The following is a 19,995-nucleotide window of genomic DNA, read 5'->3' on the forward strand; positions in this document are numbered from 1 at the left end:
GGTTCAACTCTTCTTCACACCGACGAACAGGCCCCGGCCGAACGGTTCGAGCAGCTCCGCCGGGCAGCCCGCCGCCTCGAAGGCCGCGAGATACTGCTCGCGGGTGAACAGCGCCAGCCGATGCCGGTCGGTCAGGTGCCGGATGCCGTGCTCGGGCGTCGCGATCAGGTACTGCACGCTCATCACCGTCGCATCCCCCTCCCGCACGGAATGGGAGAACCGGGTCACCGCGCCGTACTCGTCGCGCACCAGATCGGTGGACAGGTAGTCGGGGGTGAAAGTGTCCGGGAATACCCAGGGTTCGATCACCAGCACCCCGCCCGGGGCCAGATGACGCCCCAGGACGATCAGCGTCCGTTCCAGATCGGGATAGTCCCGCACATAGCCGATACTGCTGAACATCAGGGTGATCACGTCGAAGGTGCGCCCGAGATCGAACTCCCGCATATCGCCCTGGTGGACGGTGACCCCCGGGATCCGCCGCTTCGCCACCGCGATCATCTCCGGCGACTGCTCGAGGCCCGCCGCATCCGGGAATTCCACGCTCAGATATCGCAGATGACTGCCGGTTCCGGCCGCGACGTCGAGTACGGATGCGGCGTCGGGGTTTCGGGCCCGGACGAGCTCGGCGATCAGCCGGGCCTCCCCCGCGTAATCCTTGCCGCGATGGGCGTGGATGCGATCGTAGATATCGGCGAATTCGCCCTCGTACATTTCAGCGGGCCTCTCGATAGGCGTCGACCAGTGCTTCCAGTCGGGGTACCAGCGCGACGGGGGTCGGCAGGGTGTGGATCTGCGTGCGCAGCCGCCGCGCGCCCTCGGCGAAGGACGGATCCTCCAGCAGGGCGCGCAGTCCGTCGCGCAACACCTGACCGGTCAGCTTCTCCACCGGGACGCACAGTCCCGCGCCCGCTGCCTCGATGCCATTGCCGCGCACGACATCCCAGCCCTCCGCGACCATCAGCTGGGGCACGCCGTGCACCTCCGCGGTGGAGCGGGTGCCGCTGCCGCCGTGGTGGACCACGGCCGCGCAGCTGGGCAGCAGGGCATCCAGCGGGACGAAGCCGACCAGCCGCACATTGTCGGGCACCGCGATCGCCACGCGCTCGGGATCCAGCGTGGCGATCACCTCGCAGTCCAGCCCGGCCACCGCGTCGAACAGTTCGCCCGCGCCCAGTTCGCCCAGCACCGCGTCGAGGTACTGGACCTGTTGTCCGTGCGAGCGATCGGTCAGCCCCAGCGTCATACAGACCCGGGGGCGCTCGGCCGGGGCGCTCAACCAGTCGGGCACGACCGCCGGACCGTTGTAGGGGATGTAGCGCAGGGATTCGTAGTGCAGTCCGGTGTCCAGCCGCATATCGGGCGGGGTGATGTCCACGGTGAACTGCCCGGTGACCACGCTCTCGTCGAAGGTCGCACCGTGCCGGGACAGGGTGTGCGACAACCACTGCGCGGTCGGATCCTCGCGATGCCGCTCGGGCAGACGCGCCGACATGCGCAGCATCGCCTGCCGCGCGCGCAGGGCGACATCCGGACCCCAGTTGAAGCGGGCGTAGGCCGCGCCAGTCACGCGGGCGGCGATACTCCCGGCAAAGGTGTAGGTCTCGGAGATGATCAGGTCGGGTCGCCAGTCCCGGGCGAAGGCCACCATATCGTCGACCATCAGATCATCGTTCATGGTGGCCCACATCGCCGCGCTCGCCATATGTTCGAGGGCGAGAAGTCCGGCGTGGGTCCAGGTTTCGGTGTCGGCGTAGTCGAAATCGCGGACGTGATCGAGGCTGCCGGGGAAGACGGCGTCGAGCAGGTCCGGGGCGTAGCGGTCGCCGTACCACTCGGCGGCTCCGGCCGTGACGGCGGTCAGGCCCGCGCCGGTGATGGTCGCGGCCATCGCGGGCTGGCTGACGATACGGACCTCGTGCCCCGCGCCGCGCAGCGCCCAGGCCAGCGGGACCATGGAATAGAAGTGCGTGGGCGCTGCGAAACAGGTCAGCACGACCTTCATGCGGACATCGCCTCTCGGAACTCGGTGGGCAGGGACGCGACCGGCAGCTGAGCCAGACCGCCGGTGGCCGGTGCGTGCGGGCGGTCCAGCGGGGCGCCGGTGGACACCAGCCGCGGATGACGGCGGGCGATCGCAGTCAGTACGGCGTCGGCGGTGGCGTACACCAGGGGCAGATCCACCCAGTGCGGCAACGCGTTCGGGCCGGTGAGCACGGCCACCCGAGTGTCGGCCGGAATCACCTCCCCGGCCACCGTCACCGCCGCGCCCGTGGTGACCACCTGCAACCGCACGGGCGGGTGCACGGCGCGAATCCGCTCGACCGCGCCGTCGGTATCGGGCCAGCGGCCGTCCGCGAGCAGGGCGGCGGCGGTGCGGGTGACGAGATCCGCGGTGAGCCGCGGCGCGACCACGGCGAGGTAGAGCGCCGGGGTGCGGGCGCACAGCGCGGCGCGCAGGGCGTCGACGGCGGCGAGCATGCGCTCGGTGACCGCCGGTTCCTGTGGGCACAGCAGGTTGTCCAGCACCGGGGCCGCCCCGAGCAGGTCATCCGGTTCCGCGCCGAGCAGATCCGCATACGCCTTGGCGCACAACAGTTCCGCGGTGACGACCAGATCGGTCAGCTCGTCGGGTACACCGGTCACCGGGGGTGGCGACGCGGCGGCCAGCGCGGCCACGCCCGCCGGGTCCGCGGGTTCGATGTCCTCGGCCGCGACCGCCATCACCCGGGTTCCCGTCGGACGCCAGTCGGCGGGCCCGGACGAGGCGGCGAGCACCTCGTGGGCATGCGCGCCGCCGACCAGCGCCGTCCCGGTCGTACTGTGCGACAAAGGATCCGCGCTCACCGGCCAGCCATCGGCAGGATGGCCGCGCAGCAGCACCGCCAGGGGATCGCCCGCCGCGGCCCGCATCCACTGCAATCCGCGCACGAGTTGCATGCGCCGTCGTAGCCCACTGTCCACCGCGACCTCACTTCCCGAATATCCGCGCCGGCGTTCGGACGCCGCCGCGGTCGAGGCGCTCCAGGATCTCCCGCAGCGCATGAATCACCTTGTCCTGCACGTCCAATGGCAGCGAGGGATACATCGGCAGGGAGAAGATCTCGTGCGCCAGCGCCTCGGTCACCGGCAGCGAACCCTCGGCGTAGCCCAGCTTCGCGAAGCCGGACATGATGTGCACCGGCCAGCGATAGCTGACATTGAGTTTGATGTCGTAGTCCAGCAGGGCCCGCAGGATCTCGTCGCGACGCGGATGCCGGACCACGTACAGGTAGTACACATGCTCGTTGCCGTCGGCCAGTGCGGGCAGACCGAGTTCGGTATCGGCCAGACCTTCGGCGTAGCGGGCGGCGACGGCGCGGCGGCCCGCGATGTACTCGTCGAGCCTACCGAGTTTGCGGCGCAGGATCTCCGCGTGCACCTCGTCCAATCGGCTGTTGTGCCCTGGGGTTTCGACCACGTAGTACTGCTCGGCCATCCCGTAGTACCGCAGTCGGCGCAGCCGCTGATCGGTCTCCTCCCGCGCGGTGACGATCGCCCCGCCGTCGCCGTACGCGCCGAGAACCTTTGTGGGATAGAAGGAGAACGCGGCCGCGTCGCTCATCGTGCCCGCGATGCGCCCGCGCTGGCGAGCGCCGTGCGACTGCGCGCAATCCTCCAGGATCGCGAGCCCGTGCTCGTCGGCCAGCCGCCGCAGCGGCTCCATGTCTACGCACTGACCGTAGAGATGCACCGGCACAAGACATTTGGTGCGCTCGGTGATCGCCGCGGCCACCTGCGAGGTGTCCATGAGGTAGTCCTCGGCGCGGATGTCCACGAACACCGGGGTCGCGCCGAGGGCGTCGATGGCCACCACGGTCGGCGCGGCGGTATTGGAGACGGTGATCACCTCGTCGCCGGGGCCGACGCCGAGGGCCTGCAGGCCCAATTTGATCGCATTCGTGCCGTTGTCCACGCCCACCGCGTGCGGAAGTCCGTGGTACGCGGCGAATTCCCGCTCGAACGAGCGGGTGCTCTCGCCGAAGACGAGCTGGCCGGATCGGAAGACCTTGTCCACGGCGGCGAGGATGTCGTCGCGCTCGCGGTCGTATTCGGGCAGATAGTCCCACACTAAGGTAGCCAAGGATCAATCCTCTGCAGTCGGGTCGATTCGCTCTCCGGTTCTATCAACGGCAACTCGAACCTGCCTGGAGGTTTCACCGGAGCGCTCCCCCGCCGGTAGCGGGCCCGCGGTGCTCGCCTCTAGCCTGGGAGCACCGGGAGGAGAAAGCCGTTGACAGACAACGAGATCAGGACGGCCGTGGTACTGGGCGGCACGGGCTGGGTCGGAGGATTCCTGTGCGCGGCGCTGGCCGAGCGCGGTACGCGGGTGGTGGCCGTGGCGCGCGGACATACCGCGGGACTGCGCTGCGATCGGTTCGTCTCCCTCGATCTGGCCGCCGCGCCCGCCGCCGCCACGGCGGCGCTGTTGCGCGAGGAGTCGGCCGATCTGGTGGTCAATGCCACCGACGCCGCGAACGCGACCGACGGCTGGGACCGCACCGAGGCGGAGCTGCTGCGGGCCAACGTCACTCTGGTCGAACGGCTCCTGGAGGCGATACGCGCACAGGCGCGACCGGTGCGACTGGTGCACATCGGCACCATGCACGAGTACTCGCCCGTCGCCTTCGGCACGCCGATCGACGAATCCGCGCCGTGCGCGCCCGAATCCGCTTATGCGCGTAGCAAACTCGCCGGGTCACAGGCGGTTTTGGATGCCGCGCGGACCGGCAACGTGGACGGCATCGTGCTGCGGGCGGTGAATGTGTGCGGACCGCGGCCCTCGCCCGCGAGCCTGCCGGGCAAGCTGGTGGCCCTGCTCAGCGAGGGCGCGGTGCGGCTGCCGATCGCCCACGCGCATCGAGATTGGCTGGATGTCAGGGATCTGGCGTACGCGGCGGTGGCCGCCGCGCGGCGTCCCGGCGTAACCGGGGTGGTCAATATCGGCAGTGGCCGCGCGGTGCCGATGCGCGAATTCGTCGAAAACTTCGTACTGGCAGCGGGTTTCCCGCTGTCGGTGGTGGTGGACACCTCCGGCGCGGTCCACAGCTACGGCGGGTCGTGGCTGCAAGCCGATATCCGCAGGGCCGTCGAGGCGCTCGATTGGAAACCGCGGTGGTCGCTGCGGGAATCGCTGCGGGACATGTGGGCGGCCCGGTAGCGGGCCGCCGCACGCACCGTCAGCCGACGACCCGGACGTTCGGGGTGTAGAGAATCCATTTACCGCCCGCGGCGCTGAAATCGGCCTCCTTGGCCATGATCTCGGCCGCGTGATTCCACGCGAACAGCAGCGCGTAATCCGGATAGGACTCCGCGAACGCCTCGGCGGGCCGCACCGGCAGATGCGCACCGGGAGTTACTTTGTGCTGCTTGGCCGGAGTGGTGTCGCAGACGTAACTCACCAGATCCGCGGTGATACCGCAGTAGTTGGTGACCGTGGCGCTCTTGGCCGTGGCGCCGTAGCCGACGACGGTCGCGCCCTCGGCCTTCAGTTTGCGCAGCAATGCCATCAGCTCGGTGCGGACCACGCCGACCGCGGTGGCGAAGGCGGTGAGGGTGGCGGGGTCGTGCAGACCGCGCGCCGACTCCTCGGCCAGCAGTTCGGCCACGGCCGCGGTCGGCACGCGCGCGCCCGCGCGGGCCAGGGTGTAGCGAATCTCGCCGCCGTGCACCGTCAGTCGTTCGACGTCCACCAGTTCGAAACCGAACCGCTTCGCCATGGCCTGCACGGAGGTGGCGCTGAAGAAGTAGAAGTGCTCGTCGTAGATCTGATCGAACGAGGTGCGCTCGACGATCTCGCCCAGGTACGGATCCTCGAATACGAACACTCCGCCCGGGGTGAGCAGCGCGTCCACCCCGGCGAAGATCGAATCGACATACGGGATGTGGCAGAACGTATTGGCCGCGTACACGACATCGGCCGGGCCGTATTCGGCGCGGATCGTGGCCGCGGTGCTCTCCTCGAAGAATTCGGTGAGCACCGTGACGCCCTGGGTCCGGGCGTGATCCGCGACGCTGCCGGAGGGTTCGACGCCGAGGTGGCGCACTCCCGCCTTCGCGATCGTGCGCAGCATGATGCCGTCATTGCTGCCGATTTCCACAATGAACGGATCGGTTCCGGTCAATTCCTGCTCGAGAAATTTGTTCGCGGTATTCTCGAAATGCTCACGCATTACCGAAGAACCCGAGGAAAAATACGGATAATCGGTGTGGAACATCTTCGCCCGAGGCACCTCCTCGAGCAATTGGACCATCGAGCACGACGCGCACTGGCCGACCGCAAGACGGTAGAAGAACTCCTCCCCGTCCTGTTCCGGGGCCCGAAAAGCATCCGACAGCGGCTGTCGCCCGAAGTCGATGAATTCGACAACCGCTTCGCCACAGATTCGACATTCGACCATGCCCCGAACTGTATCCAGCCCCCGGCAAGGAACGCTCGAATCTCGCTCGAACGCCGCAGCGGAAAACAATTCGATGCCCTAACATAGCAGTGGTTCGAATTCGTTTCGGCCCGTTCCGATTGGGGAGAAAATCCGATATGGACAGCAAGGCAGAAGTCGCGGTCTCGGGCCTGACCGTGAACTATCTCGTGGATCCGCGCGGGATCGACGACCGGACTCCCACGCTGGGTTGGCGGTTGACCTCGGCCGAGCGCGATATCGCGCAATCGGCCTATCGGGTCCGGGCCGCCTCGAGTCCGCGATACCTCGCCCAGGACCGGCCGGATCTGTGGGATTCCGGCACGGTCGCATCGGATCGGCAGGTGAACATCGACTACGGCGGCCCGGCGATGACCTCGCGTGCGCAGGTGTTCTGGCAGGTGCGGGTGTGGACCGGCGATGACCGCCCGTCGGCCTGGAGTCCGATCGCCCACTGGGAGACGGGTCTGCTCGAACCGGGCGACTGGACCGCGGAGTGGATCACCGATTCCACGGCGCGCACGGCCGGTCCGTTGCCGATCTTCGCCAAGCGTTTCACCGTCTCGCCGCGGCGGAGGATCGAGCATGCGCGCCTTTATGTTTCGGGTCTCGGTCTCTACGAGGCGCGGCTCAACGGACGCAAGGTCGGTGCGGATGTGCTGACGCCGAGCGTCACCGATTACCGCAAGCGCGCGCTGTACAAAACCTACGATGTCGCGGAGTACCTGCGGACCGGCGACAATGTGGTCGGGCTGCTGGTCGGCAACGGCTTCTTCAATGTGCCCGAACGCGAAGGCCGGTACTGGGAATCGGTGACCTGGAAGAAGGGCGTCGCGGGCAGCGGGGAGACGATCCGGCTGTCGGGTCGGCCGAAGGTTATCGCGCAGTTGGAGATTCGCTACGACGACGGCGACGTCGAGCGGGTGGCCAGCGATGCCACCTGGCGGGTCGACGACGGGCCCATCGACTTCTCGGGCTATTACGGCGGCGAGGACTACGACGCCCGCCGCTGGCAGTCCGGCTGGGATCGGCCCGACGGCGACCACTCCCGATGGCGGCACGCGGCCGTCGCCGCCGAGGCCCCCGCGACGCTCAGCGCGCAATTCGAACCGGCCGTGATCGAGGCCGAACGGCTGCCCGCGATCGCACTGACCGAACCCGAACCCGGCGTCTACGTCTTCGATTTCGGCACTTCCCTCGTCGGCTGGCCGCGCATCGAGGTCGAGGGATCCGCCGGGACGCGTATCGCGCTGTATCCGGGCTGGTATCTCGACAACGGCCGGGTCAGCCAGAACGGCATGGTCGGCTGGGTGCCGAATGTCGTTGTGGCCGACCATTACACGCTGGCGGGCGGCGGGGTCGAGACGTGGCAGCCGCGCTTCGGCTACCACGGGTTCCGGTATCTCGAAGTGCGCGGACTGCCGAATCGGCCGCGGCTTTCGAGCGTGACCGGGATCGCGGTGCGCGCCGCGACCGCCGCCACCACCGAATTCGACTGCTCCCATGGACTACTCAACGCCATGGATCGAATCGCCGATCGCAGTATGCGCAGCGCCATGATCGCGCCGACCATGCCCACCGACCCCAATCGGGAGAAGGCGGGCTGGCAGGCCGACCGCGGTATCGCGCTGAGCGGTGTGCACCGCTACGACTTCGCCGCCTACAACCAGGCGATGCTGCGCGAGGTCTTCGACGCGCAGCGCGCGGACGGCGACCTGCCCGGCATCGTCCCCGACCCCACCGACTTCTGGTACATCGGCGATATCAACTGGAGCGGTGCGCCGATCGTGCAGGCCCACGAGAGTTATCGTCGCTACGGCGACACCGCGTCGCTGCGCCGCCACTATTCGGGGATGCGGCGGTACTTCCGGCTGCTGTGCTCGCGCGAACAGGACGGGCTCTACCCGGCGGGTGATATCGCGGCGGGCTATTTCGGCGATTGGATGTACCCGGGCCAGCACTGGCAGCATCCGTTCGATCCGGACAACGCCCACTTCACCCCGCCGGAAATGACTGTGGCGTGGGGATATTGGCGAATCGCCACCGCCATGGCCGCGATCGCGCAGGCGCTGGACGAGGCCGACCACGCACTCGAGTACCGCGGCAAGGCCGAGGCGATCGCGAGCGAATACCACCGCAGATTCTTCGACCCGGCGACCGCGGCCTATGCGCGGGGAGCGCAGACCGCGACCGCGCTCGCGCTCGATATGGGCGCGCCGCCCAAGGAATTGCGCGACCCGGTGCTCGCCACACTCGTCGAGAGCATCAGGGCGGCCGGAAACCATCTCACCGCCGGAATGATCGGACTGCCCGCGATCGTCCGCGTCCTCACCGAGGCCGGACGCCACGACGTACTCCACGACCTCGCCGTCCAAACCGGCTATCCCAGTTACGGATACTGGCTCGAGCACGGCGCGACCGCACTGCCGGAGAGCTGGGAGTGGAACGGCCGCGAGGGCGTGGCGGATCTGAATATCCTCGGCGGCTTGACCTCCTGGTTCACCGGTGGCCTGGCGGGAATTCAGCAGGAGCCCGACGCGGTCGCCTACGACCGGATCCGCATCGCACCGGCCGTGGTCGGATCGCTCACGACGGTGGACGCGACCGTGCGCACCGTACGCGGGGAGATCGTCAGCCGCTGGCAGCGCGACGGCGACGCGATGCGGTTGGACATCGTGGTACCGGCGAACAGCATCGCCACCGTCGTGGTGCCGCTGCTGCGTGGCGATGCGGAGATCATCGCCCCCGATCGGGCGCGCTTGATCGACCGGAACGACGAGAATGCCACCTACCGAACGGGATCCGGGGCGTGGACCTTCACCCAGCGTTGAGCCGGTCGGCCTCCTCGAGGGCGCTGGCCAGACTGCGCTGGACGAATCGGACCAGCACCCGCAGCTCCTCGTCGGTGAAATCGGCCAGATCGTCTCGGGTTCGGGCGGTCAGGTCCGCGTAGTAGGAACTGGCTCGCTCCAGACCTTCCGGCGTGGGCACGACCACGACCTTGCGGCGGTCCTTCGGATCGGGCGCGCGGGTCACGCAGCCCGCCGCCTCGAGCCGGTCGACCATGCGCGTGGCCGAACCCGCCGTGAGGCCCACGCGGGCGGCCAGCGCGCCGGGCGTGGTCGGGCCGCCCTGCTGGAGTACGTGCAGGCAGTGGAAGTCGGTCATGACCACGCCCATCCGGGAGGCGACGAGGCTGTTGATCCGGATCAACTGCTGAATCCAGTCCGGCAGCAGTTCCAGCAATGTGTCGACCTGCGGTTTCACCTGCTGGCCCATAGTCATGTGACGAGACCCGATCCGTTGAAGTATCCTTGCGGCGCACAACTTTCGCGCAGCACAATATTTTCGGTACACAGTATCACCGCAACACAACAGGAGTTGGTCCTACTGTCTGGACGAACGCAAGCTCCCCGCCTCCAGGCCACCTTCGTCCCCGCCGAGAACGCCTTCGCGTGGTGGGGACCCGGTGAACTGGACGAGGTCGTGCGCGAATTCGGCCTGCCCGCCGGACGGACGGCGACCTGTTCGCTGGCCGCGCCCGAGGGCGGCGTGGTCGTCGCGGCCGATCGGGACGTCCGGCTCATCGATCTGAACGAGGCCGTACCCGCGCTGCTCGCTCTGGACCGGCGTGCCAAGGTCGGTAAATCGGTGAAGTCCTGGCAGGAGGCCGCCCGACTGCTGGACGGCGACAGCGAGACCAAGGACGCCGAATTCGCCGAGCTGGCCGCCCGCATGCCCGTCGCCGCGCATGCCGTGACGAATCAGGAGGGCGTGGCGGTAGCCGCCCCGACGGCGCTGCTGGCCCAATTCCGAAGGGCGGCAAACACTACCGCCACCCTCGCCGCCACCGCGGTGGACGCCCGGTTGCGTCCCTATCAGGTCCACGGCGTGGCCTGGCTCAACTCCCGCCCCGAACTCGGCGCGGGCGGCGTCCTCGCCGACGAGATGGGCCTCGGTAAAACGCTGCAGGCCATCTGCCTGCTGGCCATTCGGCGCACCGAACGCCCGCATCTGGTGGTCTGCCCGACCTCGCTGATCGGCAACTGGCGACGCGAACTCGCGCGCTTCTCCCCCACCACCCCGGTGCTGCGCTATCACGGCAGCAACCGCGGCCTGCCCGAGCGATGGGAGCCCGGCACCGTGGTGATCACCAGCTATCCGGTGCTGCGCAGCGATAAACCGCTGCTCGACAATGCCTGGGACATCGTCGTATTGGACGAGGCACAGCAGATCAAGAATCCGGAGGCGCAGGCCAGCCGGGCCGCCGCGCGACTGGACGCGACCGTGCGAATCGCGATGACCGGCACCCCGGTGGAGAACCGGCTCGACGAGCTGTGGTCGATCTTCAATGTGACCAATCCGGGCCTGCTCGGTACGCGCGGACGATTCCGGCAGCGATTCGTCACGCCGATCGAACAGCGCCGCTCCGCACCCGCCGCCGCGGCGCTCAATACCCTTGTGCGCCCGCATATGCTGCGCCGCACCAAGGCCCTGGTCGCCGCCGAACTGCCGCCCAAGCAGTACACCTCGATGATCTGCACCCTCACCGACGAACAGATCCGGCTCTACCGCGAGGCCACCGACCGGGCGTTCAACCAGGGTCTGGGCGACGGCATCGGCCGAAGCGGCCGCGTGCTGGCGCTGCTGACCGCGCTCAAACAGATCTGCAACCATCCGGCGCACTATCTCGAGGACGGCCCCGCGGGTCCCGGCCGCTCGGGCAAATTCGATCGGGCCACCGAGATGCTGTCGGAGATCGTCGACGACGGCGACCGGGCGCTGGTGTTCACCCAGTACCGAATCATGGGCGAGCTGCTGTCGGAATCGCTCGGCAAGACGCTGGGCACGGGCCCGGTGCCGTTCCTGCACGGCGGGCTCTCCGGCGACAAGCGCGATGAGATGGTCCGGGCGTTCCAGGAGGACGACGATTCACCGCCGGTGCTGCTGTTGAGCCTGCGCGCGGCCGGATTCGGACTCAATCTGACCCGGGCCGCGCATGTGATGCACTACGACCGCTGGTGGAATCCGGCCGTCGAGGAGCAGGCCACCGACCGCGCCCACCGCATCGGCCAGCAGCGCACGCTCAATGTGTACACACTGATCTCCGGCGGCACGATCGAGGATCACATCGCGCAGATGCACGACGTCAAACGCGGCGTGGCCGATGTCGTCGTCGACGGCGACTCCGAGGCCGCACTCGCCAAGATGTCCGATGACGAATTGCATGCCATCCTCGACCTGGACCTGGGAGCGCTGTCGTGATGTCAGAATTCGGCGCCACCCGCTGGGGGCGCGCCTGGATCCGCACCGTCGAGAAGACCACGGCCTCGGTGCCGAATCCGGCACTGCCCCGGGCCCGCAGCGTCGCCCGCAATCAGGGCGCCACGCTGACCGTCGAGGTCGGCATGGTGACCGCGAAGGTCGTGGTGTCGGGTTCGGAGTTCACCGTCACGATCGAATTGCCGCTGTGGTCCGAGGAGACCAAGAAGGATGCCGAGCGGCTGATCGCCAAATCGCTGGCGGCCAATCCCGGCCTGGCCGCCGGTGATCTGCCCGACGGTCTGGAGGCCGACTTCGCCGCCGCGGGCATCGCGGTCGCGGTGCCGCTGGACGAGCAGATCTCGACCTGCGACTGCCGCACCCGCAAGCGACCGTGCGTGCACATCCTCGCCACCCTCTACGCGCTGTCGCTGCGGGTCGACGAGCGACCGCGGCTGGCGGTGGAATTGCGAACCGACAGTGCGACAGTGGCCGAACAGGCCGATCCGGATTGGATCCCGCTGACCGAACTGGACGCGGCCGCCTTCTACGGCTGAGCGAGGGGCGTGATGCTCAATGCGTGCCGGAAGAAAGCGGTCGGGTCGTAGGCGGCCTTGACCCGTTGCAGGCGTGGGTAGTTGTCCTTGTAATACAGCTCGTGCCAGGCCGACCCCGATGTATTCCAGTGCGGATCGGCCAGATCGGTGTCCGGATAGTTGATATAGGACCCGTCCGCCTGCCCGTTCAGATCCGGGACGCCGCCGCTGCCCGCGTACAGATCGCGATAGAACGCTCGGATCCAGGCGATGTGCCGATCCTCCCCGGTGGGATCGGTCCAGTTGTTCAGATAGAACGCCTTCAGTACCGAATCGCGCTGCGCGGTGGCGGTGGCATCGGAGGCCACCGCGCCGGCCTGTCCGCCGTACGCGGCGAGAATGACTCCGGCGGTGGGATTGTCGTAGGTCTCGTCGGTCAGATAGCGGTGGATGACATCGATCTGCTCGTCGGTATAGCGCCGACGCAGATACGCCGCCTTGCACTTGGCCCGCTGACCGTAGACGTCGCCGCGCATCCGGGGCCACAGCATCGAGCGCAGCCACGGCCGCCGTTGCACATCGTGGCGATGGGGCACGCCCACACCGTCGTTGAGCGCGTCGAGGTAGTCCGACAGCATCCGCTCGGCCCCCTCGACGGTCGCGTCGACCTGGGTGAGCAGGGCGATGGTATCGGTCTGGGCGCGCAATACGGTGAGGATGGAGAACAGCGCGTTCTCCGGAATGCCCGGCGCACTGTGGGTTTCGTGCCAGCGGCCGTGATTGGCCAGCAGTCGACGAAACGACTCCGGGGTCAGATCCGACCACGACCACGTCGTCAGCGCGTCGAGGACCTCGGCGGGCGGTCGCGGCAGCAACTGCGCCGGATCATCGCCCGTGGCATCGGGCGCACGCATCCAATATTTGGTGACCACGCCGAAATTTCCACCGCCACAACCGGTATGCGCCCACCACAGGTCGTGGTGCGGATCGTCCGGGTCACGGGTGGCGACGACGATGCGGGCCGTTCCGGCCGCGTCCACGGTAACGACCTGCACCGCGTACAGATGATCGACGACGCAACCGTGTACGCGGGTCAGCGGCCCGTACCCGCCGCCCAGAATATGCCCGCCCGCCCCGACCGAGTACTCCAGCCCGGCCGGAATGGTGACGCCCCAGCCCTTGAGCAATCCGCGGTACACGTCGCCGAGCAGCGCGCCCGGTTCGATCGCGAACGCCCGCATCGCGGGGTCGTAATCGACCCGGTTCATCAGCGAAAGATCCAACAGCACTTCAGTTTCCGACGAATCGACGAAATCCTCCAGACAGTGCCCCCCGCTGCGGATCGCCAATCGCGCACCGGTATCGGCCGCCGCCTGCACCGCGGCGACCACCTCCCCGGGCGTCGACGGCACGTGAACGACGCGCGGCGCGCAGCGGAAACGGCCGTTGGCCGCGGTCGTCACCTCGGCGTAGCGCGGATCCTCGGGCGTGATGGCGGTCCGATCGAGCATGCCCGTCATCGGCGCACCAGATCCATCGGCAACCGCTTGGCGCCGTTGAAGTCCTTGGGGTCGTGGAACACGATCTGTTCATCCTCGGCCACCCGGAAATCCTCGAATCGCTCGAGCATGCCGGTCAGCGCGATCCGAACCTCCTGGCGGGCCAGCGGCGCGCCGAGGCAGAAGTGAATGCCCTTGCCGAAGGCCAGGTGTCGCGCCTGCTTGCGGTGGATGTCGAAGACGTCCGGGTCGGCGAATTCGGCCTCGTCGCGCATGGTCGAGACCAGCGACGCGCTGACCATCGAACCCTTCGGAATACGCACGCCGCCCAGCTCGACATCGGTGAGCGTGCGCCGGTCCACCCACACCAGCGGCGACCGGTAGCGCATCACCTCCTCGATCGCCGGGCCCAACAGCGCGGGCTCGGCGCGCAATTGCTTTGTCAGATCCGGGTTTTCGTCCAGGCACAGCAGCGCGTTGGTGAGCACGGTGCTCGTGGTCAGGTGTCCGGCGATCAGCAGCAGCGCGAGGAATCCGATGATCTCGATATCGTCCAGCTTGCGACCGTTCAGCTCCGCGTCCAGCAGATCGCGGATCAGCCCCTCCTTACCGGAGCGGCGACAGGTGTCGACATGGCTCAGCAGATATTCGTTCATCTCCCGGATGTACGGCCCCATCGCGGTCACGCTGTCCTCGCTGAACAGCGCGTCCGCGCCATTGTCGACCAGCAGCGCGTCCGCCCATTTGCGGAACAGATGCCGATCCGACACCGGCAGCCCGACCACCTCGGCGATGACGATCACCGGCAGCGGCGCGGCCACCTCGGCCACGATGTCGACCCGTTCCCGGCCACCCTCGGTCACCGCGTCGAGCAGTTCCGCCGCGACCTTCTCGACCCGGGGCACCAGACTCTGCACGAATTTGGGCGTGAACCCCTGGCTGACCAAACCACGCAATTCCTTGTGCCGAGGCTCGTCCATCGCTTGGAAGTTGCCCTTCCGGAAGGCGCGCAATTCCTCTGTGTCCGGGATGAATTCGCTCAGATCGCTGGAGAAGACCTCCGAATCGGAGATCACCCGCAGCCCGTCGGCGTAGCGAAGCACCTCCCAGCGCCCGGTCGACTCCTCGAACCGGACGGGCTCGTGCACGCGGCGATACGCGTAGTCGTCCATCATCGCGCGCAGCTTCGGCACAATGTGCGGACCTCCCATGGGTCAGCCCTCCTCGGTGAGCGCGAGCGCGAGCTTGCGGTAGAACGCCAGCACGCCAGGCTCTTTCGGACTCAGATGGCCCCGCTGCAGGAAGCGGGATCCGAGCGTGCGCTGTACCGCCTCGAGGCCGGTCCGATCCTCGGCGTTGATGACGCTGGTGATCGACTCGACCTCCTTGCGCATCACCTCGAGGTCGACGTACTCGAGCGCCTGCCGCGGGGCCAGCGTGCCGCCGCGGACCTGGGTGCGGTCCAGCGACAGCGGAATGATGCTGATCCAGGCGATGGTCTCGCCGAAGGTCGCCACCGCGCCGCCGGGGAAGATCCGGAAGCTGTACATGATGGAACGTTCCGCCTCGGTGAGCGGCAGGATCTTCGCCTCGAACGGGGTGCCCGCACCGCTGAGCAGTCGCGTCACCCACTCGGAGTCCTGGTGGACGGTCATATCGATGCCGCCGGTCATCAAGGGGCGCACCGTTTCCGGGTGGAAGCCGATGGCGTGGTAGTTCTCGTAGCCGTTCTCGACCGCGACCTTCCAGTTGCAGGCCCACTCCTCGGTCCAGTGGTTCACCTGGACCATGTCGTCGAGCCGGTAGTTGGTCATCTCGGTGTCGGCGATCGCCAGATCCGGTTCGAACGAGCGGGCCTCGGCGTCGAGATTGACGAACACCAGACCGTGCCACTCGCGCACCGCGAATCCGGGCAAACGGCAAGTGGCCGGGTCGAATTCGGCGTTCTCGCGCATATAGGTGGCCGCGCGCAGCGTGCCGTCGAGGTTGTAGCGCCACAGGTGGTAGGAGCAGGTGAAGTCCTTCACCTTGCCCTCGCCCGGTTCGACCAGCGGCATCGCCCGATGGCGGCACACCGGCGACATGCCGTGCAGTCGGCCGTCCTCGCCGCGGGTGATCGCCACCTGCTCGCCCGCGATGGACAGCGACAGGTAGTCGCCGGGTTCGGCCAGTTGATCGGTGTGCGCCACCATGATCCACGAGCGGTCGAAGATCCGCTGCCGCTCCAGCTCGTACACCTCGGGTGAGGTGAACATCTGCGGCGGCAGGCTCAGCGCGGGCGGATCGGGCTGCGCGTAGGGGCGCACGGCGGCCAGCAGTTCGGCCGCCGACTGATCGGGTGCGGGTCCGGTTCGGATGGTTCTGGTCACTGCGATCTCCTTGCGGGTCACTCGGTGGGTGGGATGGCGCCCAGTGCCGCCCACGCCGCGTCGTCCATCCACGGCGGGATACCGACCTCGCCGTTGACGCCCTTCTCCACGAAGGCGATATTGCGATAGGCCCGCACTCCCACCACGTCTCGCTGGGTCACCGTCGGGACGCCACCGGGGGTGTGCTCGTGGTGGTGCAGGTCGTCCACCAGCCGCTTGATCAGGCCGATGGAGGTGTCCGGGCCCGCCGACGGGCCGTCGGTGCCGCCCATGCGGGGGATGTAGGCGGTCTGCATATCCTCGATGACATAGAGCCCGCCCGGCTTCACATGCGGGAACAGCGCGTCGAAAGAGATACGCACATGCCGGTTCTCGTGGCTGCCGTCGTCGATGACGATGTCGAAAGGGCCGTATTCCCGCGCGAGCGCGGTCAGCGCCTCCGGATCGCCCTGATCGCAGACCAGCGCGGTCTGGCGGGGTTCGTTCAGCGCGGACTTGTCGAACAGATCGATGCCGAACACCTGGCCGCGGTGGAAGTATCGCTTCCACATCCGCAGCGAGCCGCCGCCCAGATCGCCGTCGAAACCGCCGATGCCGATCTCCAGGATGCGCACCGGCTCGTCCCGGAACGGGGCGAACTCTCGCTCGTAATGCCCGGTGTACCAGTGGAAGCTGGCCCACTTGTCCGAGCCCGACGACGAGCACAGCGCGCCCAGATCGTCGCGCGGGATGGTCAATCCGTTCATCAGCGCGCCCGAGGCGAGGCTGGTGGAGACGACCAGGCCGGGCAGGCGGGACAGATCGTCGGGGCGGGCGGGCAGGAAGACGTCGCTGAAATCCCCGGTGCGGCGCTGGCCGGGCCGGCCGTAGAGCCGACGGATCAGATGTGTCAGCGACATGCCCAGCTCACGGCAGATCTCTTGCGGCGCTTGGTCATCCGACCTCGTGATGCGCCGGCCGCCGACGCAGTGCAACACCACGCGGCGGGTCTCGGCCTCATGGGTGATATCGAGTGCGATGTGCACCGGCTCCGGGTTGGTCGGCACCGAGGCGCGAAACAGCGCCTCCTCGATCAGCGCGGTGAGCACCGCGTCCACGCCCTCGTCCTTGATCAAGGAGGAGATATCCGCGTCCGATGCCGTGCCCGCGCGCAGCAGACGATCCAGAAGCGTGCTCAAGACCGCTCCGCCTCCGGCTGCTTGTTCCAGATCGCCAGCTGATCGAAGGCGCCGGGGCTGGCCAGCGGGATCACCTCGAATTTCAGGTGCGGGCTGACCGGATTGTCGTAGAGCACCCGCAGCAGCTCCTCGTGCGAGGCCACATCGTAGATATTGAGCCCGCCGGATGCGCCGACCCGGATCCAGCTGTGCCGAATGATGCCCTTCTCCACCAGGTTTCGCGTATAGGCGAAGCCCTCGCCGAGACGCTCGCGGAACTCCTTGGCCTCCCCCGGGGCCGGGGCCTGTGTGGCCAGCACGGCGAACAACGCCATGATCACTCCTTCGGTTCGATGTACTAATGCGTCAGCTGGGCGCTGTAGCGCGCGGCGGCGTCGACCAGGGTGTGCACGACCTCGCCGGGGCTGGGCTCGGCGAGCATCCGATCGCGCAGGGCCTGCGCCCCGGCGCGGAACGCGGGATCGTCGAGTAGTCGCACCACGCCCGACCGCAATCGGCTTCCGGTCAGCTCGTGCGGCGGAAGGTACAAACCCGCACCGAGTTCGCTGAGCCGTTCGGCGCGGTAGACGTTGTCCCACATGCCCGCGACCACCAACTGCGGGACGCCGTAAACCGCTGCGGTGGACCAGGTTCCCGCACCGCCGTGATGGACGATGGCCGCGCAGGTGGGCATCAGGGCGTGCAGCGGCACGAAGTCGACCACCCGGGTGTTGCCGGGGACCGGGCCGACCTCCGCCGCCTGGGTCTCGCTGAGCGTGGCCACGATCTCCACGTCCAGATCCGCCACCGCGTCGAACAGTTCGCGCGGGGAAATCAGGTTGGGGTAGGCCATATCCCGCGAGGTGATGCCCAGGGTCAGGCAGATCCGGGGCCGAGCCGGCGTCTCCCGCAGCCAATCGGGCACCTCGGATACGCCGTTGTAGGGCACGTACCGCATGGGCACCGATTCGTTCTCGCTGGGCAGCCGAATGCCCTCGGGCATCTGATCGATACTGAAATCCCCTGTGACGACCCGCTCGTCATAGTCGAGGCCGTGCCGGGCCAGGGTCCAGGTCAGCCATTCCTCGAGGGCGTCGTCGCGCAATTCGGGCGGCAGCGCGTCGTTGTCGGCGCGATAACCTTTGCGCGACAGCCCGAAAAGATCCGGCCCCCACAGCAATCGGGCTCCGGCGGTACCGCAGGCGCGCGCGGCGACCCCGCCCGCGAAGGAGAACGGTTCCCAGATCACCAGATCCGGCCGCCACCAGCGGGCGTAGGCGACCAGTTCGTCCACCATGGAGTCGTTATTGGCCTGGGCGTAGAAGGTGGCGGTGAGCAGGGAGTTGGCGGCCTTGCGATCGCGCGGGCCGCCGAGCCGACCGGTGAAGTCGATATCGCGATAGAAGCCGGTGAGCTCGGCTCCCAGATCGCGCACAATCTCGTGGTGGGTGTGATCGGTCCCGACCGGCACCGCGGTCAGCCCGGCCTGGGTGATCGCCCGGGTGAGCGCGGGCTGGCTGGCGAAGCGCACCTCGTGCCCGGCCGCGCGCAGCGCCCACGCCAGCGGCACGGTTCCGTTGAAATGCGCTTCTACCGCAAGGGATGTCATGAGTACGCGCATTGCGGGCGGCTCCTCGTCAGTGGGTCGTCAGGGAATTCGAGGCGGCGACCGGCAGCCGGATCAGCGCACCCGTCACCGGTGCGCGCAGTCGTCGCACCGGCGCGCCGTCCAGGCGCAGCCGGGGAAATCGGGCCGCCGCGGCGGCCAGGGCGGTCGCCGCCGCGCCGCGGACGAACTCGGCGATCCGGGGCACGCCGCGCAACCCGGATCCGGCCGCGCCGATATGCACCACGACCTCCTCGCCCGCCGCGATGGGTTGCGTACCGAGTCGCAGATCCTCGCGAACGATCCTGCGGTCCAACCGCATCGGTGGATGCTGCGCGAGCACGGCATCGAGAATCGCGCCGACCGATCCGGGATCGGCGGCCAGCGCTTGCCAGCGGGCGGAATCGACGAGCAGTCCGTGCGCCGCCTCGGCGGCCAGCGTCGCCGCGAGTTCGACACCCGAAATCGACAGCGGCACGGCGCTTTCCGGTACGAGCGTGCGCAGACCGGCGCAGGCGAGCATGATCGCGCGGGCGTCCGCCAGCCGGGGCGCACAGAGCGCCGCGTCCACCGCCGGTCCGGCGGCGACGGCATATCCGGTGTAGGCGGCCAGATCCGAGCGCGGCACGCTCAGCACTTCCGCCGCCAGCCCGGCCACCGCGGGGCGCAGTGCGTCGCGCACCAGATCGAACCCGGTGTCGAGCCCGTCGAACGCGACCGGACCGGCGGCGGGCGGTGCGGTCCAATCCGTCTCGGGGAACGGGTTCACTTGTGCCAGAACATGTTCCGCGGGCAGTTCGGTTCCGAAGCGGGGATCGGTGAGAACCTGCCGGGCGAGTTCCGAATCGCTGACCACCCAGGCCCCGGGTCGGCTGCGGTACAGCGGCCCCCGCTCCCTGATCCGGGCGGTGAGTTCCGCGGTGTCCTCGTCCTCGGCGCGCAGCAGCACGGCATAGGGATCGCCCCCGTGCGCGAACAGGAACTGCATTCCGCGCTCGGTCAGCAACCGCCGGCCCAGATCCGTGTCGGTCGTGGTCACGGCGCGAGCCTCATCTGTTTCATGCTGCTTCCTTCTGAAATCGCTTGCACCAACCGTGCTCCGAGCGCC

At 68.2% G+C, this 19,995-nt stretch carries 17 protein-coding genes; 4 read left to right on the plus strand and 13 right to left on the minus strand.

What is annotated here, in order from left to right:
• Nucleotides 1-3: 3 nt before the first annotated feature.
• The 4 genes from NP4_RS18365 to NP4_RS18380 are packed head-to-tail and all read right to left on the minus strand — an operon-like array spanning nt 4 to nt 4,123.
• The gene (locus NP4_RS18365) at nt 4-714 is read right to left on the minus strand and encodes a class I SAM-dependent methyltransferase (RefSeq protein ID WP_067999294.1); all 711 of its coding nucleotides are present in this window, start codon (nt 712-714) and stop codon (nt 4-6) included.
• A gap of 1 nt (nt 715) precedes the next feature.
• Nucleotides 716-2,005, minus strand: coding sequence for an activator-dependent family glycosyltransferase (locus NP4_RS18370; RefSeq protein ID WP_067999296.1), 1,290 nt, complete (start codon nt 2,003-2,005; stop codon nt 716-718).
• Entirely contained in the window at nt 2,002-2,940 is a 939-nt protein-coding gene (locus NP4_RS18375) for a cytochrome P450 family protein (protein WP_067999297.1), read from the minus strand. Before NP4_RS18375 ends, NP4_RS18370 begins: the two co-directional genes overlap by 4 nt.
• Nucleotides 2,941-2,971: 31 nt before the next feature.
• The gene (locus NP4_RS18380; protein ID WP_067999299.1) at nt 2,972-4,123 is read right to left on the minus strand and encodes a DegT/DnrJ/EryC1/StrS family aminotransferase; all 1,152 of its coding nucleotides are present in this window, start codon (nt 4,121-4,123) and stop codon (nt 2,972-2,974) included.
• 150 nt (nt 4,124-4,273) lie between these two features.
• Between NP4_RS18380 and NP4_RS18385 the strand changes: the two genes are divergently transcribed.
• Nucleotides 4,274-5,200 carry an NAD-dependent epimerase/dehydratase family protein gene (locus tag NP4_RS18385; RefSeq protein WP_082875978.1) on the plus strand — a complete coding sequence of 309 codons (927 nt, stop codon included), beginning with the start codon at nt 4,274-4,276 and terminating at the stop codon, nt 5,198-5,200.
• Between the two features lie 19 nt (nt 5,201-5,219).
• On the opposite strand, the gene NP4_RS18390 is transcribed toward NP4_RS18385, so the two are convergent.
• Nucleotides 5,220-6,440: a class I SAM-dependent methyltransferase gene (locus NP4_RS18390; protein WP_067999301.1), complete on the minus strand. Its 1,221-nt coding sequence runs from the start codon at nt 6,438-6,440 to the stop codon at nt 5,220-5,222.
• Nucleotides 6,441-6,577: 137 nt separating this feature from the next.
• Between NP4_RS18390 and NP4_RS18395 the strand changes: the two genes are divergently transcribed.
• Nucleotides 6,578-9,289 (plus strand): family 78 glycoside hydrolase catalytic domain, encoded by a 2,712-nt coding sequence (locus NP4_RS18395; RefSeq protein WP_067999303.1) that lies wholly within the window; start codon nt 6,578-6,580, stop codon nt 9,287-9,289.
• On the opposite strand, the gene NP4_RS18400 is transcribed toward NP4_RS18395, so the two are convergent.
• Nucleotides 9,276-9,743: a MarR family winged helix-turn-helix transcriptional regulator gene (locus tag NP4_RS18400; protein ID WP_082875979.1), complete on the minus strand. Its 468-nt coding sequence runs from the start codon at nt 9,741-9,743 to the stop codon at nt 9,276-9,278. The two genes, NP4_RS18395 and NP4_RS18400, sit on opposite strands and share 14 nt — an antisense overlap.
• A 96-nt stretch (nt 9,744-9,839) precedes the next feature.
• Between NP4_RS18400 and NP4_RS18405 the strand changes: the two genes are divergently transcribed.
• Nucleotides 9,840-11,723, plus strand: coding sequence for a DEAD/DEAH box helicase (locus NP4_RS18405; protein ID WP_245998487.1), 1,884 nt, complete (start codon nt 9,840-9,842; stop codon nt 11,721-11,723).
• Nucleotides 11,723-12,277, plus strand: coding sequence for an SWIM zinc finger family protein (locus NP4_RS18410; protein ID WP_245998566.1), 555 nt, complete (start codon nt 11,723-11,725; stop codon nt 12,275-12,277). Before NP4_RS18405 ends, NP4_RS18410 begins: the two co-directional genes overlap by 1 nt.
• Here NP4_RS18410 and NP4_RS18415 read toward each other — a convergent pair.
• Genes NP4_RS18415 through NP4_RS18445 form a run of 7 tightly spaced genes read right to left on the minus strand, consistent with a single transcriptional unit; the run spans nt 12,268 to nt 19,926 of the window.
• Nucleotides 12,268-13,776, minus strand: a complete 1,509-nt coding sequence (locus tag NP4_RS18415; protein ID WP_067999310.1) for an FAD-binding oxidoreductase — start codon at nt 13,774-13,776, stop codon at nt 12,268-12,270. The two genes, NP4_RS18410 and NP4_RS18415, sit on opposite strands and share 10 nt — an antisense overlap.
• Nucleotides 13,773-14,966 carry a cytochrome P450 gene (locus NP4_RS18420; protein WP_067999312.1) on the minus strand — a complete coding sequence of 398 codons (1,194 nt, stop codon included), beginning with the start codon at nt 14,964-14,966 and terminating at the stop codon, nt 13,773-13,775. Before NP4_RS18420 ends, NP4_RS18415 begins: the two co-directional genes overlap by 4 nt.
• 3 nt (nt 14,967-14,969) lie before the next feature.
• Nucleotides 14,970-16,124, minus strand: coding sequence for an aromatic ring-hydroxylating oxygenase subunit alpha (locus tag NP4_RS18425; RefSeq protein ID WP_245998490.1), 1,155 nt, complete (start codon nt 16,122-16,124; stop codon nt 14,970-14,972).
• Nucleotides 16,125-16,141: 17 nt separating this feature from the next.
• Complete coding sequence (locus NP4_RS18430) at nt 16,142-17,302, minus strand: class I SAM-dependent methyltransferase (RefSeq protein WP_067999315.1); 1,161 nt, start codon at nt 17,300-17,302, stop codon at nt 16,142-16,144.
• The gene (locus NP4_RS18435; protein ID WP_067999316.1) at nt 17,299-17,616 is read right to left on the minus strand and encodes a muconolactone Delta-isomerase family protein; all 318 of its coding nucleotides are present in this window, start codon (nt 17,614-17,616) and stop codon (nt 17,299-17,301) included. The genes NP4_RS18430 and NP4_RS18435 overlap by 4 nt, the downstream gene beginning before the upstream one ends.
• A 23-nt stretch (nt 17,617-17,639) precedes the next feature.
• Nucleotides 17,640-18,902 carry an activator-dependent family glycosyltransferase gene (locus NP4_RS18440; RefSeq protein ID WP_067999318.1) on the minus strand — a complete coding sequence of 421 codons (1,263 nt, stop codon included), beginning with the start codon at nt 18,900-18,902 and terminating at the stop codon, nt 17,640-17,642.
• Nucleotides 18,903-18,918: 16 nt separating this feature from the next.
• Complete coding sequence (locus NP4_RS18445) at nt 18,919-19,926, minus strand: cytochrome P450 family protein (RefSeq protein ID WP_067999319.1); 1,008 nt, start codon at nt 19,924-19,926, stop codon at nt 18,919-18,921.
• Nucleotides 19,927-19,995 lie beyond the last annotated feature (69 nt).

The organism is Nocardia pseudobrasiliensis NBRC 108224 (genome assembly GCF_001613105.1).
In the GTDB taxonomy this organism is placed as follows: domain Bacteria; phylum Actinomycetota; class Actinomycetes; order Mycobacteriales; family Mycobacteriaceae; genus Nocardia; species Nocardia pseudobrasiliensis.